13 protein-coding genes and 1 tRNA gene are annotated in these 14,043 nt (G+C 74.3%); 3 read left to right on the top strand and 11 right to left on the bottom strand.

What is annotated here, in order from left to right; translation table 11 throughout:
* Positions 1-203 precede the first annotated feature (203 nt).
* Positions 204-287, bottom strand: a tRNA-Tyr gene (locus ACGF5G_RS20610).
* Between the two features lie 148 nt (positions 288-435).
* On the opposite strand from ACGF5G_RS20610, the gene ACGF5G_RS20605 reads away from it, so the two are divergent.
* Positions 436-930, top strand: coding sequence for a YajQ family cyclic di-GMP-binding protein (locus ACGF5G_RS20605; RefSeq protein WP_393264969.1), 495 nt, complete (start codon positions 436-438; stop codon positions 928-930).
* Positions 931-1,406: 476 nt separating this feature from the next.
* Here ACGF5G_RS20605 and ACGF5G_RS20600 read toward each other — a convergent pair whose 3' ends face one another.
* A complete protein-coding gene (locus ACGF5G_RS20600; RefSeq protein ID WP_393264967.1) occupies positions 1,407-2,669 on the bottom strand; it encodes a multidrug effflux MFS transporter in 1,263 nt (420 codons plus the stop codon).
* A gap of 75 nt (positions 2,670-2,744) precedes the next feature.
* On the opposite strand from ACGF5G_RS20600, the gene ACGF5G_RS20595 reads away from it, so the two are divergent.
* Positions 2,745-3,188, top strand: coding sequence for a MarR family winged helix-turn-helix transcriptional regulator (locus tag ACGF5G_RS20595; RefSeq protein WP_393264964.1), 444 nt, complete (start codon positions 2,745-2,747; stop codon positions 3,186-3,188).
* A gap of 89 nt (positions 3,189-3,277) precedes the next feature.
* On the opposite strand, the gene ACGF5G_RS20590 is transcribed toward ACGF5G_RS20595, so the two are convergent.
* From ACGF5G_RS20590 to ACGF5G_RS20555, 8 genes are all read right to left on the bottom strand, one after another.
* A complete protein-coding gene (locus tag ACGF5G_RS20590) occupies positions 3,278-4,537 on the bottom strand; it encodes an MFS transporter (RefSeq protein WP_357460159.1) in 1,260 nt (419 codons plus the stop codon).
* Between the two features lie 145 nt (positions 4,538-4,682).
* Positions 4,683-5,558: a zinc metalloprotease HtpX gene (gene htpX / locus ACGF5G_RS20585; protein ID WP_393264961.1), complete on the bottom strand. Its 876-nt coding sequence runs from the start codon at positions 5,556-5,558 to the stop codon at positions 4,683-4,685.
* 235 nt (positions 5,559-5,793) lie between these two features.
* The gene (locus tag ACGF5G_RS20580) at positions 5,794-7,329 is read right to left on the bottom strand and encodes an NADH-quinone oxidoreductase subunit N (RefSeq protein ID WP_393264958.1); all 1,536 of its coding nucleotides are present in this window, start codon (positions 7,327-7,329) and stop codon (positions 5,794-5,796) included.
* Between the two features lie 200 nt (positions 7,330-7,529).
* Positions 7,530-9,035, bottom strand: a complete 1,506-nt coding sequence (locus ACGF5G_RS20575) for a NuoM family protein (protein ID WP_393264955.1) — start codon at positions 9,033-9,035, stop codon at positions 7,530-7,532.
* A gap of 173 nt (positions 9,036-9,208) precedes the next feature.
* Positions 9,209-11,146, bottom strand: coding sequence for an NADH-quinone oxidoreductase subunit L (locus tag ACGF5G_RS20570; RefSeq protein ID WP_393264953.1), 1,938 nt, complete (start codon positions 11,144-11,146; stop codon positions 9,209-9,211).
* Positions 11,143-11,574, bottom strand: a complete 432-nt coding sequence (gene nuoK, locus ACGF5G_RS20565; RefSeq protein ID WP_393264951.1) for an NADH-quinone oxidoreductase subunit NuoK — start codon at positions 11,572-11,574, stop codon at positions 11,143-11,145. Before nuoK ends, ACGF5G_RS20570 begins: the two co-directional genes overlap by 4 nt.
* Positions 11,571-12,149 (bottom strand): NADH-quinone oxidoreductase subunit J, encoded by a 579-nt coding sequence (locus tag ACGF5G_RS20560; protein ID WP_393264949.1) that lies wholly within the window; start codon positions 12,147-12,149, stop codon positions 11,571-11,573. Before ACGF5G_RS20560 ends, nuoK begins: the two co-directional genes overlap by 4 nt.
* Positions 12,146-12,772, bottom strand: a complete 627-nt coding sequence (locus ACGF5G_RS20555) for a NuoI/complex I 23 kDa subunit family protein (RefSeq protein ID WP_393264947.1) — start codon at positions 12,770-12,772, stop codon at positions 12,146-12,148. The genes ACGF5G_RS20560 and ACGF5G_RS20555 overlap by 4 nt, the downstream gene beginning before the upstream one ends.
* Positions 12,773-12,865: 93 nt before the next feature.
* Here ACGF5G_RS20555 and ACGF5G_RS20550 point away from each other — a divergent pair, with 93 nt between their 5' ends.
* On the top strand, positions 12,866-13,438 hold the full coding sequence (locus ACGF5G_RS20550) for a Uma2 family endonuclease (RefSeq protein WP_393264945.1): 573 nt from the start codon (positions 12,866-12,868) through the stop codon (positions 13,436-13,438).
* Here the strand turns inward: ACGF5G_RS20550 and ACGF5G_RS20545 are convergent.
* Positions 13,419-13,853, bottom strand: coding sequence for an ester cyclase (locus ACGF5G_RS20545; protein ID WP_393264942.1), 435 nt, complete (start codon positions 13,851-13,853; stop codon positions 13,419-13,421). The genes ACGF5G_RS20550 and ACGF5G_RS20545 overlap by 20 nt on opposite strands.
* Positions 13,854-14,043 lie beyond the last annotated feature (190 nt).

Genomic DNA, 14,043 nt, shown 5'->3' with positions numbered 1-14,043 from the left:
GAGGTGGTTGGACAAGCGCGCCGCCGCCGGTCAGCGTCAGCCGATCAAGCTCGTAGGGCCGGGGAGTGCCGCAGCCAAGATCATCCGCTCCCGCTATGTTCCCGCAACCAGCCACAGAGCGCCGGATCGGGCTGGACTCCGTTGGACTGAACGAGAACGGCCCCGGAGTGCGTTTCCGCAGCTCACGGGGCCGTTCGTGCACCTGGTGGCGGGTAGAGGATTCGAACCTCTGTAGCTTTCGCGACGGATTTACAGTCCGCTCCCATTGGCCGCTCGGGCAACCCGCCAGGGCACCCCACCGCGTCGTAACGCGGTAGCGGAAGCAAGGATAGCGGCTCCCCCCGGCAGGAGCGCAACCGGGTACCGTCAGGGGGTCGTACCGCTGGTCAGCGGGGGACACAGGACCACAAACCGCCGGACAGCAGGAGCATGAGCATGGCAGCGAACCCGTCGTTCGACATCGTGAGCAAGGTCGAGCGCCAGGAGGTCGACAACGCCCTCCGCCAGGTGGAGAAGGAGCTCGCGACGCGGTTCGACTTCCGGGGCACCGGCGCCGAGATCTCCTGGTCCGGCGAGGAGGCGATCAGCCTCCAGGCGGAGACCGAGGAGCGGGTACGGGCCGCGCTGGAGGTCTTCAAGGAGAAGCTGGTCAAGCGGAACATCTCGCTGAAGTCGCTGGACGCCGGCGACCCGCGCTCGTCGGGCAAGACCTTCAAGATCGACTGCAAGGTCATCCAGGGCATCGACTCGGACAAGGCCAAGGCGATCAGCAAGAAGATCCGCGACGAGGGCCCGAAGGGCGTCCAGGCGCAGATCCAGGGCGACCAGCTCCGCGTCACCGGCAAGAAGAAGGATGACCTCCAGGCCGTCATCGCGCTGCTCAAGGGCGAGGACTTCGGCGTCGCCCTCCAGTTCACGAACTACCGGTAAGCCTCAGCCGCCCTGGCTGATCATCAGGTCGTCGACCTGCTGCAGCCTGGCAGACGTCGTTGCCGTCGGCCGTCGTTCGGTATTTCCGTCTGATGGCCGGCGGCCCGGCGACGGCCTGGACCCCTGCGGTCGGGGCTCCGTGGTGCTCGCCCGGTGCCCGCCGGTCGTCGAAGGGGCTGTCAGACTGGCCGCCGATTCGACCGGGCCGATGTGGAGTGGTCGATCCATGGGGAGTGTGCTGTCGTTCCGGGTGACCCCGGAGGAGCTGGGCCGGGCGTCCTGGAGTGGGCCGCGGAGCACGTGGTCGACGACGAGGATCGGCCGGTTTGCTGCCTCGACAAGCCTGGGCCGGCCTCCAGTTCCTGCTGGACGGGGCAGAGGTGGGGGTCGACCTCTACGCGTCGGGCGGCGCCGCGATCCGGGACTTCACCTTCTGACGCCGCCACCCACCACCGCCGGAACCGGCCCCGCCATGCTCATAGGCTGCCCTCGGCAGAGGTCGCCGTGGTGGACCGGTGCGGGCGGGCCAGGGTGAGGACGACGGCGAGGGAGGCGGTCGCCGCACCGGTGATCACCACGGCCATCGGGACGGCGCTGCCTTCCCCGCCCAGCCCGACCAGCGGCGCCGCTGCCGCCCCCACCACCGACTGGATGGCGCCCAGCAGGGCGGCGGCGGTGCCGGCGTGGGCGGCGTGCCGGTCCAGGGCGAGCGCGGTGCCGTTCGGCGTCACCATGCCGAGCGATCCGACGAAGACGAACAGGGCCACCGCCACCAGCGGCAAGGCGTCGAGTAGTGCGCCTGCGAGCACCGCGGCGGCGGCCAGCACCCCCACCCCGAGCGGCCCGATCAGCAGCCTGCGGGGCTCGAAGCGGTCCAGCAGGCGGGCGTTCGCCTGGCCGACGGCGACCAGGGCGAGCGCGTTGACGCCGAAGATCAGGCTGAACGTGCCGGCCGAGACGCCGAAGACGTCCTGGAAGACGAAGGACGATCCGGAGATGTAGGCGAACAGTCCGGCGAAGGCGAGGCCCTGCGCCAACGCGTACCCCAGGAAGATCCGGTCGGTGAAGAGCGAGCGGCCGGCGGCGGCCGTGGCGGCGAGGCCGCCGGTGCTGCGCCGGGATGCGGGCAGCGTCTCCGGCAGCCGCCACGCGACGGCGGCGGCGAGCAGCGCGCCGATCACCGCGAGGGCGACAAAGACGGTACGCCAGGAGCCGAAGCGCAGCACCAGGCTGCCGAAGGCCGGCGCGGCCATCGGGGCGATGCCGAAGACCAGGGTGAGCCGGGAGAAGTACTTCGCTGCGTCCCGGCCGGCGTAGAGGTCGCGGACGACGGCGCGGGCGACGACCACGCCCATGCCGCCGGCGAAGCCCTGCGCGAACCGCGCCGCGGCCAGGGCCTCGGCCGACGGCACGGCCGCGCAGAGCAGCGACAGCAGGGTGTACGCGCCGACGCCCACGAGCACCGGTCGGCGCCGGCCCCAGCGGTCGCTGAGCGGGCCGGTGACGAGTTGGCCGAGCGCCATGCCGATCAGGCAGGTGGTGAGGGAGAGCTGGATCTGTGCCTGGCTGGCGGCCAGGTCGCGGGTCATCTCGGGGAACGCCGGCAGGTAGGTGTCCAGGGAGAGCGGCCCGAACGCGGTGATCGTGCCGAGCAGCACCAGCAGCACCGCGGCGGCCCGTCCCGTCGGCGCGGCGACGCGCTCGTCCGGGCGTACGGGCGGCGCGGTGGCGTGCGGCATGGCGGTCCCCTCCGTGGCGGCGGCCCGCATACGATAGCTCTGCCAACAGAGTTGTTGAAGCGGGGAGAGTGTCCTGTGACGGACGAGACGGTGGACCAGCTCAGCGGAGCCCTCGGCGATCTGCACCGGGTGCTGCGCCGCGCGGCCAGCCAGCGGGCCGGCAGCGTCGCCCTGCCGGACGCGCAGGTGGAGGTGCTGCGGCTGGTGCAGCGGCAGCCGGGCGTCGGCGTCCGTGAGGCCGCGGAGCGGCTGGGCACCGCGCCCAACACCGTCAGCACGCTGGTCGGTGAGCTGACCTCCGCCGGGCTGCTGCAGCGGGACCGGGACCCGGTCGACCGGCGGACCGTCCGCCTGGAACTGACCGACGCGGCGCGGGAGCGGATCGCCGCGTACGGGCGGCACCGGCGGGACCTGCTCGGCGCCGCGCTGGCGGGCCTGGACGACGCCGACCGGGAGGCGCTGCTCGCCGCCGCGCCGGCGCTGCGTCGCCTCGCCGACCGGATGACGCAGCAGCGCTGACCCCGCCGGCGGCCGGGACAGCCGGCAGCCGGCGGTGCGGGTCAGGCAGCGACCGGCGGTGCGGGTCAGCCGGCGACCGGTGGTGCGGGTCAGGCGGGCACGAGATCCTCGGCGCGTACCGCGGTGGCCTCCGCGCGGGCGATGGGGCCGGTGGGCAGGGCCGCGATCCCGGCCCCGACGGCGACCGCCGCCCCGGCGAAGAGGAACGCCCACGGCACCCCGCCGGCGTGGTCGACGATCAGGCCGGCCACCGCGCCGCCGGCGGCGCTGGCGCCCACCGACATGGTCACCACCCAGGTGTACGCCTCGTTGAGCATGCTGGTCGGCGAGATCCGGCCGACCAGGGTGTTCTCCAGGGTGAGCGCGGGCGCGATCGTGGCGCCGCCGATCACCAGGGCGGTGCCCAGCGCCGCCGGGGTGGGCATCACCGCGAAGACGGCGAAGCTGCCGGCCACCGCGGCGAGCAGCAGCGCGAACTGCCGGGTCATGTTCCGGGCCGGCTTGCGGACACCGAACCAGAACCCGCCCACCGCGCTGCCGACGCCCCAGACGGCCAGCAGCACGCCGGCGAGGCTGTCCGGGTCGTCGGAGGTGTAGTCGGTCGCGAACGCGGGCACGGTCACGCCGGCCGCGCCGAAGGCGATGCCGAGGCTGGCCACGCAGAGCAGCAGCGCCGGGAAACCGGGGACGCGCAGCGGCCCGAGCCCCCTGGTGTGGTGCTCGCGCGGGTGCGGCTGCCACCCCCGCATCACCCGGCCCAGCGCCACGGCGGTGGTGCCGACGAGGGTCACCACGGCCGAACCGACCAGGGCGGCCCCGGCGTCGGCGACCAGGATGAAGCCGGCGACCAGCAGCGGGCCGAGCACGAAGACGATCTCGAAGAGGGTGGTCTCGGCGGCGAGCGCGGTGTTGCGCAGCTGTCGCCGGCCCGATGCGGGCGAGGTCAGGTCGTTCCAGGCGCCCCGGATCGCGGCGGTCAGCGGCGGGTACGTCGCCCCGGCCACGCCGGAGGCCACGAAGACCAGCGCCAGGCTGCCGGCGTCGGCGCGGGCGGACCAGAGCAGGCCGATCAGGGCGAGCGGGTGGGCGACCGCCGTGCCGAGCAGCACGGGGCTGGGGCCGATCCGGTCGGCGATCCGGCCGGCCACGGGGCTGAGCGCGGCACCGGCCAGGGCGTAGATGCCCCCGGCGACGGCGGCCAGCGAGTATCGCCCGGTGACCTGCTCGACGACCAGCAGCAGCGCCAGCGGCGTCATCCCGATCCCGAGCCGCCCGATGATGCCGGTGACCAGCAGCATCGGTGCCCCGGGGATCCGCCAGACGCCCAGGTACTGGCGCAGTGCGGCCACGGTCGACCTCCAAGGGAGTGTAATGAGCGGGAACCCCTTCCGACCCTAACGCCGGCCAGCCTCGGGACGAAACGGTTAACACGCTCACACAGCGGTCCGCCCGTGCCCGGCGGGGCCGGGCACGGGCGGAGAGGTGATCAACGCCTCAGCGCTGGAACTGCACCGGGCCGCTGCTCGTGGCCATCTGCTCCAGGCGCGCGACCCGCTCCTCCATCCGCGGGTGGGTGGAGAAGAGCGCGGCGACGCCGCCGCCCCGGAACGGGTTGTCGATCATCAGGTGGGCGGTGCTGGTGAGCTGCCCCTGGGCCGGCAGCGGCCGGCGCTGGGTGCCCATGTGGATCTTCCGCAGAGCGCTGGCCAGGGCCAGCGGGTCCCGGGTCAGCCGGGCGCCGGAGGCGTCCGCCTGGAACTCCCGGCTGCGGCTGATCGCGAGCTGGATGACGGTGGCCGCGATCGGGCCCAGGACGATGGTGAGCAGCAGCACGATCGGGTTCGGGGAGTCCTCGTCGTCGCCACCGCCGAGCGGGATGAACCAGGCGATGTTCGCCAGCATGGTGATGATGCCGGCCAGACCGGCCGCCACGCTGGAGATGAGGATGTCCCGGTTGTAGACGTGCGACAGCTCGTGCCCGATCACCCCGCGCAGCTCCCGGTAGTCGAGGATCTCGGTGATCCCCTGGGTCACGCAGACGGCCGCGTGCTGCGGGTTCCGCCCGGTGGCGAACGCGTTGGGCTGGGACGTCGGGCTCACGTAGAGGCGCGGCATCGGCTGCCCGGCCTCGGTGGCCAGCTCGCGGACCATCCGGTACAGCTCGGGGAACTGTGCCTCGCTGACCGGTTGCGCCCGCATCGAGCGCAGCGCGAGCTTGTCGGAGTAGAAGTAGGTGACGCCGTTCATCAGCAGCGAGACGACGACGGCGATGACCAGTCCGCCACTGCCGCCGAACCAGTAGCCCACCGCCAGGATCAGCGAGGTGAGCAGGCCGAGCAACGCGGCGGTCTTCAGACGGTTGTGGTGCACGATCACTCCTTCGGTGCGCGGATCCACGCGGGACCCGCTGACCGGTTCAACAACCCGGTACCCGTCAACCATCCGTCTCATGGCTGTGAGTTGCCTGGGATGTCCGGAGTGCCCGCCTGCGATTACCGCCACGATCAGCGGGAATCCGGGCGCGGAGCCCGCCGCCTGGAATCCGGGCGCGGAGCCCGCCGGCTGACGGGTTCGCAGCGCGGGAGCCGCCGGCTGACTGGTTCGCTCAGCGGGCGGCGAGGTCGAGCACGAGTTGCGGAGCGAAACCGATCACCACTGCCACCACGGTTGCCACGACCAGCGCCGCGCCGACCGCCCCGGCCCGCACGGCGGCGATGGCCGGGGCACCGACCGGCGTGGCGTCCCCACCGGCGGGGGCGGTGGGCCCGGCGACCGGGGCCGTCGGAGCCACGGGCGGGGCGACCCAGAGGGCGGCGGTGAGGCGCAGGTAGTAGGCGAGGCCGAGCACCGCGTTCACGGCCACCACCAGGGCCAGCCAGCCCGCGCCGCCGTCCAGCAGCGAACGGACCACGGTCACCTTGGCGAAGAGACCGGCCAGGCCCGGCGGCAGACCGGCGAGCCCGATCAGCGCCAGTCCCAGCGCCGCCGCCCGCCACGGGTGCCGCCGGCCCGCGCCGCGCAGGTCGTCGACGGTGCCGCCGTCCGCGCCGGCCGGGCGCAACGCCACCACGGCCGCGAAGGCCGCCAGCTCCAGCACCACGAAGAAGACGGCGTACGCGACGGCGGCCGCGTACGCGGCGGTGCGGGCGTCGGCGGTGCGTCCGGCGGCCAGCGCCAACGCGCCCAGCGGGGCGAGGATGTAGCCGGCCTGGGCCACCGAGGACCAGGCGAGCAGCCGGACCGTACGCCGCTGGCGCAGCGCCACCAGGTTGCCCACGGTCATCGTCAGCACCGCGAGCAGGGCGAGCACCGGCCCCGTCACGTCGGCCGGCAGCGCGTGCTGCACGACGGCCAGCAGGGCGACCACGCCGCCCAGCTTCGAGGCGGTGGAGAGGTATGCCGCCACCGGCAGCGGCGCGCCGTCGTAGGTGGCCGGCGCCCACGCGTGGAAGGGCACCGCCGCCACCTTGAACGCCAGCCCCAGCACGACCAGCGCCACGGCGGCGGTGGTCAACGGCAGGTCGAGCAGGTCCGGCCGGTCGGTCAGGATCGCGCCGAGCCGGCCCAGGTGCAGCCCGCCCGTGGCCGCGTAGAGCAGCGCCGCCCCCAGCAAAGTCAGCGTGGTGGCGACGACGCTGACCACGAAGAAGGTGACGGCCGCCTCGGCGCTGGCCAGGCTGCCCCGGCGCAGCCCGACGAGCACGTAGAGCGGCAGGGTGAGCGTCTCCAGCGCCACGACCAGGGTGATCAGGTCGCCGGCCGCGCCGAGCACCACGCCGCCCGTCATCGAGCAGGCGAGCAGGAAGCAGTACTCCCCCGTCGGCGACTGCCCCGCCCGCAGCAGCGGCCCCGACAGTGCGAGCACCCCGAGCGTGAGCAGGGCGACGACCGCCGCCACCAGGGCGGCCCGGCCGCCGAAGACGTACGAGCAGTCGGGGCCGACGCAGAACGTCCGCCGCTCGTCCCCGGCGCCGACCAGGGCCGCGCCGAGCGCCGTGGCGACCGCGCCGACGGCGGCCGTCGCCAACGTGACCTGGGAGCGGGCCACCAGCAGGTCGGCGAGCAGCACCAGCACGGCCGTCCCGGCGGCCAGGTACGCCGGGAGCAGCGCCACGTTGTCGACGCTCTGCACCACGCTCATGCCGGCACTCCGCTTCGCTGCGTGCCGTCATGAGGCACCAAAGCGCTGAGCCCGATGATTCGCTCGCTCCGCTCGCTCATGCCGGCACTCCGCTTCGCTGCGTGCCGTCATGAGGCACCAAAGCGCTGAGCCCAATGATTCGCTCGCTCCGCTCGCTCATGCGGACACCTCGCCGCGTCCGTTCCGCCGGCCCGGCTCGCTCATCGCAGCACCTCCACCAGGGCGTCCACCGGGGCCTCGGCGACGCCGAGCACCAGGGTCGGGGCCAGACCGACCGCGAGAGCCAGCAGCACCAGCGGCGCCCACGCGGCCAGTTCCGCGCCGGCCAGGCCGGGGGTCAGCCGCCCGACCGCCGGGCTGGGCCGCCCGTGCGTCACCCGCCGCAGCAGCCGCAGGAAGTACGCCGCGGTGAGCGCCCCGCCGAGCGCGGCCAGCACGCCCAGGGTGGTCCAGAGCGCCCCACCGACCTCGACGGCGGCCACCACCGCGAACGCCTCGCCCCAGAAGCCGGCGAGCCCGGGCAGGCCGAGCGAGGCGACGGCGGCGAAGCCGAGCAGCCCGGCGAGCCGGGGCGCGGTCTCCCGCAGCCCGGACAGCTCGTCGAGCGAGCCGGTGTGCGTACGGTCCTTGACCGCGCCGGCGAGGAAGAACAGCAGGCCGGTGATCACCCCGTGCGCGACGTTGCCGATCAGGGCCGCCTGGATGCCGGTAGTGGTGAGCGTGGCGATCCCGAGCAGCACGAAGCCCATGTGCCCCACGCTGGAGTACGCGATCAGCCGTTTCAGCTCGCGCTGCGCGAGGCAGACCAGCGACCCGACCAGGATCGCCGCGACCGCGAGCACGCCGAGCACCGGGGCGGCCCAGCGGGCGCCCTCCGGCGCCACTCCGACCGCGATCCGGATCAGCCCGTACGTGCCCATCTTGAGCAGCACCCCGGCGAGGACGACGCTGCCGACGGTGGGCGCCTGGGTGTGCGCGTCGGGCAGCCAGGAGTGCAGCGGCCAGAGCGGGCTCTTCACCGCGAACGCCAGCGCGAGCAGGGTGAACGCGGCGAGCTGGGTGTTCCGGGACAGCCCGGCCCCACCGGTGAGCGCCACGATGTCGGCGGTGCCGGCGGCAGCCACCACCGTGTAGACGCCGACCAGCAGCAGCACCGAGCCGAACAGCGTGTAGAGGGCGAACTTCGCCGCCGCCCGCCGCCGGTCCGCGCCGCCCCAGCCGGCGATGATCGCGTACATCGGCAGGAGGACGACCTCGAAGAACACGAAGAACAGCACGAGGTCGAGGGCGAGGAAGGTGCCGAGGATGCCGACCTCGACGACCAGCAGCAGTGCCACCAGCGCCCGCCCGCTGCCGCCCTCGGGCACCCGCCACAGGGTGTAGGCGCAGCAGAGCAGGGTGAGCAGGGCCGTCAGCACGACCAGCGGCCAGGAGATGCCGTCCACCCCGAGGTGGAAGCGCAGGTCCAGACCGGGCACCCAGGGCAGGTCGAGCCGGTGCCACGGGCGCACGGCGGGCACGCCGGCCGCGTAGGTGGTCCAGCCGCGCTCGCCGAGGACGAGCAGCGCGGCGGCCACCAGGGTCAGCGCGGCGACGGCCGTGCCGAGCGCCCGGGCCGCCCGCTCCCGGGGGGTCGCGGCCACCGCGAGCGCGCCCAGCGCCGGCAGCGCCAGCACCGCGACCAGCAGGAACTCCCCGAACCTCACGGCGTCACCTCGGTTCGCGACTGCGGGGCTCGCAAACCCGGCTCACTCCTCGCGCTCACGGCGTCACCTCGGTTCGCGACTGCGGGGCTCGCAAACCCGGCTCACTCCTCGCGCTCACGGCGTCACCTCGGTTCGCGACTGCGGGGCTCGCAAACCCGGCTCACTCCTCGCGCTCACGGCGCCACTCCGATCAGGGCGGCGGCCAGCCCGATCAGCAGCGCGCCGGCGAGCACCCCGGCTGCCGCGCGCGGCAGCGCGGCCCGGTGCAGGGCCGCCAGCCCGCCGCCGAGGCCGAGCGCGGCCCGGCCGCTGCCCTCGACCGCGCCGTCCACCACCACCTCGTCCGCCGTACGCATCGCCCGGGCCAACGCCGTCGTCGGGCGTACGACCAGGGCACGTTGGACGTCGTCGAGCCGGAACGCGGCGGCGAACACCGGCCGGAGCGGACCCAGCGCGGCCGCCGGGTCGGCGGCCGGGTCCCGCCGCCAGCGGAGCCAGGCCAGCCCCGCCCCGACGGCCAGCAGCGCCAGCGGCAGCAGCAGTTCCGGGCCGACGTGGATCAGGGCGTGCTCCCCGGCCGGCGCGCCGGCGGTGGGCGTGAGCAGCAGCCGGCGGGCGAAGGCCCAGTCGAAGCCGGCGAGGCCGAGCAGGGCGGCCGGCACGGCGAGCAGCAGCACCGGCCAGCGCATCACGGCGGGCGGGTCGTGCGGGTGGGCCAGCGGGATCCGCGTCTCGCCGAAGAAGGTGCGCAGCAGCAGGCGGGTGGCGTACCAGGCGGTGACCGCGACGCCGACCAGCCCGGCGAGCCAGACCAGCCAGCCCACCCAGGACGGGGCCGGGCCGGCGCCGTGCAGGGCGGCGTCCCCGGCGGCGGCGAGCACGCCGTCCTTGCTCCAGAAGCCGGACAGTGGGGGCAGCCCGGCCAGGGCGCCCAGGCCGACCACCGTGCACCAGAAGGTGACCGGCATGGCGCGGCGCAGCCCACCCATCCGGGACATCAGCGTGGTGCCCACCGCGTGGATCACCGCGCCGGCGGCGAGGAAGAGCAGCGCCTTGAACGCGGCGTGGGTGAGCAGGTGGAACAGCGCGGCGGGAGCCGAGCCGACCGCGAGCGCGCCGGTCATGTAGCCGATCTGGGAGACCGTCGACCAGGCCAGCACCCGCTTGAGGTCGTCCTGGGCGGTGGCGGCGAAGGCGCCGAGCAGCAGGGTGACCGAGGCCATGACCCCCAGCACGGCCAGCGCGACCGGGGTGGCCTCGAACAGCGGGTAGAGGCGGGTCACCGCGTACACGCCGGCGGCGACCATCGTGGCGGCGTGGATCAGCGCCGAGATCGGCGTCGGGCCGGCCATCGCGTCCGGCAGCCAGGTGTGCAGCGGGAACTGGGCGCTCTTGCCGGCAACCCCGGCGAGCAGCAGCAGGCAGGCGGCGGTCAGCGTGCCGGTGCCGTGGTCGTGCGCGAGCACGTCGGCGATCCGGAAGCTGCCGGCCGAGACGCCCAGCAGTGCGATGCCGAGCAGGAAGCCGACGTCGCCGACGCGGGTCACCAGGAACGCCTTCATCGCGGCGGCCGGCGCCTCGGGGAGCCGGCGGTCGTGGGCGATGAGCAGGTAGGAGCAGATGCCCATCACCTCCCAGCCGACCAGCAGCAGGATCAGGTCGCCGGCGACCACCACCAGCAGCATGGCGGCGGTGAAGAGGCTGATCTGCGCCGCGTACGGCGGGTAGCGGTGGTCGGCGTCGACGTCGTCGTGCGGGCCCCGGCGCAGGTAGCCGATCGAGTAGACCTGCACGGCCAGGGCCACCGCGGCGACCGCGACGGCCACCAGCGCGGCGGCCGAGTCGAGCCGGACCCCGAGGGTCACGGTCAGCCCGCCCAGGTCGACCCAGGTGGTGGACGCCTCGGCCGGCCGGTCGAGGGCGACCAGCAGGGCGACGGCGAGCGCCAGCGCGCCGGCCGCCCCGGCCACGCCGAGCGCGATCGCCACCCGGCGGGCCCGATCCCCGCCCGTCCCGGTGCCGCGCGGCGAGGGCGGCAGCAGCAGGCCGAGCAGGCCCGCGACCAGCGGTACGGCCGGCAGCAGCGCGCCGAGCGTCGTGGTCGTGCTCACCGCTCCCCCTCCGGACGGTCGGACCCGGGCCGGGCGTCGGTCCCGGCGGCGGAACCGGACCGGGCGTCGGTCCCGGCGGCGACCCCGGCCGCGGCCGGCCCGGCCGGACGTGCGGTCGGCGGGCGCTCGGTCAGCGGGACCTCGTCGACGGCGACGCTGGCCCGGAGCCGGTAGAGCTGGAGCACGATCGCCAGGCCGACCCCGATCTCGGCGGCGGCCAGCACGATCACGAAGAGCGCGAAGACCTGCCCGCCGTGCGGCAACTGCGCCCGCACGGTGGTGTCGGCGGTGACCAGGATCAGGTTGACCGCGTTGAGCATCAGCTCGACGGCCATCAGCACCAGCACCGCGTTGCGCCGGCGCAGCACGCCGTAGACGCCGAGGCCGAACAGCAGCGCGGCGGTGACGTACGGGATGACCGGCCTCACCGCGACCGCCCGCCATCGCCGCCCGGACCGCTCCCGGTGGTCGCCGTCCCCGGCCGCCCGCCGGACCGGTCGGTGCCCGGTCGGCCGATGTCGGGGCGGGAGAGCACGATCGCGCCGACCAGGGCGGCCAGCAGCAGCACCGAGAGCACCTCGAACGGGAGCACCCAGCTCCGGAAGATCTGGTCGCCCAGGCGTTCCGCGGTGCCCGCGTCGGGCAGGTCCACGGCCGTCCAGCGGTAGGCGTCGACCAGCAGGGCCGCCAGGCCCAACCCGGTGCCACCGCCGATCAGCGCCGCGGGCCAGCCGGGCCGGTCCAGGTCGTCGGAGGCGCCGATCGGGGCGCGGGTGAGCATCACCGCGAACAGCAGGAGCACCACCACCGCGCCGACGTAGATCAGCACCTGCACCCAGGCCACCAGCTCGGCGGTGAGCACCAGGTACATCCCGGCCAGCGCGCCGAGGCAGACCACGAGGTAGAGGCCGGCCCGCACCAGGTGCCGGGTAGCCACCACCAGCACCCCCGAACCGACCGCCACCGCGCCGAGGGCGAGCAGCAGCACGTCCGCACCGGTCATGCGCGGGCCTCGGGCTCGGGGCGTACGGGCGGGGCGGCGGGACGGGCGGCGGGGGCCGCCGGGACCGCGGCCTTACGCGCGGCGGTGGTCTCCTCCTTGGCCGGCTCGCCGTTCGGATCGTGCGCGGGCGGCGGCGGCACGGTGCCCATCCACTGCCCGAGGTGGTCCTTGTCGTGCAGCAGGTCCTTGATGTCGTACTCGGCGTACTCGAACTCGGGCGACCAGTAGAGCGCGTCGAAGGGGCAGACCTCCACGCAGATGCCGCAGTACATGCAGAGCGAGAAGTCGATGTCGAAGCGGTCGAGCACGTTGCGCTGGCGGGGGCGGGCGGCACCGGGCACCGCCACCTCCTCCTTGTGCGAGTCGATGTAGATGCACCAGTCCGGACACTCCCGCGCGCAGAGCATGCAGACCGTGCAGTTCTCCTCCAGCAGCGCGATCACCCCGCGCGAGCGGGGCGGCAGCTCGGGGGCGACGTCCGGGTACTGCTGGGTGGTCGAGCGGCGGGTCATCGTCTTCAGCGTGACCGCGAGCCCCTTGACCAGGCCCGCGCCCGGCAGGCCACGTTCTGGGCCGGCGCCGCCCGGCTCGCTGCGCTCGCTGCGGTCGGTCATGCCGACCATCCTGCCCTGTGGCCCCGGCGCGCGCGACCACCACCCGGGGTTGACCGGCGTACCGTGAGCGTGGGGAGAACGACGCACCGGAAAGGGCTCGCCATGACCGCCGCGCTGCACGACGACTTTCCGCCGCCGGGCGAGTGGACGGCCGACGATCTCGACCGCCTGCCCGACGACGGCCGCCGCCACGAACTCCTGGACGGAAATCTCATCATGTCGCCCTCCCCCACGCGACTCCACCAGTCGATCGCTGGTCGCCTCATGGCCGCGCTCGAGGAGACCTGCCCGCTCGACCTCGACGTCACCCAGGCCGTCGAGGTGCGACTGTCCCGGACCCGCGCGTTCATCCCCGACGTGCTGGTCACCGAGCTGGACGCGGCCTCGCGCAATCCCTCGCACTACCGGCCCCACGAGGTGATGCTGGTGGTCGAGATCGTCTCGGAGGGATCGCGGAGCATCGACCGGGTGCTCAAGCCCGCGCTCTACGCCGAGGCGGACATCCCCTACTTCTGGCGCATCGAGACCGAGTCAGGGATCGTCGTGCATGCCCACAAGCTCGACCCGGCGAAGCGCGTCTACGTCGAGCAGGCCCGGATGACCGACGGCATCCTGGTTCCGGAGCCTTGGGAGATCGACATCCCGCTCAGCAGGATCATGCCGAGGTCCCGCTGATCCCACCCGCGGCGGGCGGCAGCATCTCGACGCCGAGCTGCTGGAGGAGTTGGAACAGCTCGTTGCAGCTCCACACGTCGACGATCCGGCCGGCGTCGTCGAAGCGCAGGAAACTCGCCCCCGAGTAGCTGACGACCTGTCCGGTCGGCGGCACCGGCCCGAACCGGCCGACCTGGGTGCCGGCCGCCCGCCAGTGCACCGCCACCCGGTCCCCGGCGGCCACCACGTCCACGATCTTGTAGCGCAGGTCGGGGAAGGCGGCGCGGCGTTCCCGGTGCCACGCGAGCGTCGCCTCCGGACCGGCGCCGCCCCACCCCGGGCACTCCGGCGCGACCAGCTCGTACGCGGACTCCTCCCGCGCGGCGTTCCACACGTCGGCGATGAAGCGCCGGGCCGTCGCCTCCACATCGGTCACCGCGGCAGCGTAACCGCCGGCCGCGCCGCCCGACCCGGACGCCGGCCGCGCCGGGGAGGAGCCCGCGGGCGCAGTGGGCTGGCGCTCGGTACACCGGCGGGCGGCGGAACCCGCCATGATGGGACGAGCGACAGGCGACGGCGGAGGGAGCGGGCGTGGGCGACACCACCGAGGACCGCGGCGGCGGCAC

This window comes from Micromonospora sp. NPDC047730 (assembly GCF_043204765.1).
GTDB lineage: Bacteria > Actinomycetota > Actinomycetes > Mycobacteriales > Micromonosporaceae > Micromonospora.
Note: the sequence above shows the minus strand (reverse complement) of the source record. Positions and strands in the feature narration are given on the sequence as shown.

What these genes read in the sequence shown, in the direction of transcription:
- ACGF5G_RS20605 (WP_393264969.1), top strand. Translation starts at nt 436, where the DNA reads ATGGCAGCGAACCCGTCGTTCGACATCGTGAGCAAGGTCGAGCGCCAG.
- ACGF5G_RS20600 (WP_393264967.1), bottom strand. Translation starts at nt 2,669, where the DNA reads ATGCCGCACGCCACCGCGCCGCCCGTACGCCCGGACGAGCGCGTCGCC.
- ACGF5G_RS20580 (WP_393264958.1), bottom strand. Translation starts at nt 7,329, where the DNA reads ATGAGCGTGGTGCAGAGCGTCGACAACGTGGCGCTGCTCCCGGCGTAC.
- ACGF5G_RS20560 (WP_393264949.1), bottom strand. Translation starts at nt 12,149, where the DNA reads ATGACCGGTGCGGACGTGCTGCTGCTCGCCCTCGGCGCGGTGGCGGTC.
- ACGF5G_RS20555 (WP_393264947.1), bottom strand. Translation starts at nt 12,772, where the DNA reads ATGGTCGGCATGACCGACCGCAGCGAGCGCAGCGAGCCGGGCGGCGCC.
- ACGF5G_RS20550 (WP_393264945.1), top strand. Translation starts at nt 12,866, where the DNA reads ATGACCGCCGCGCTGCACGACGACTTTCCGCCGCCGGGCGAGTGGACG.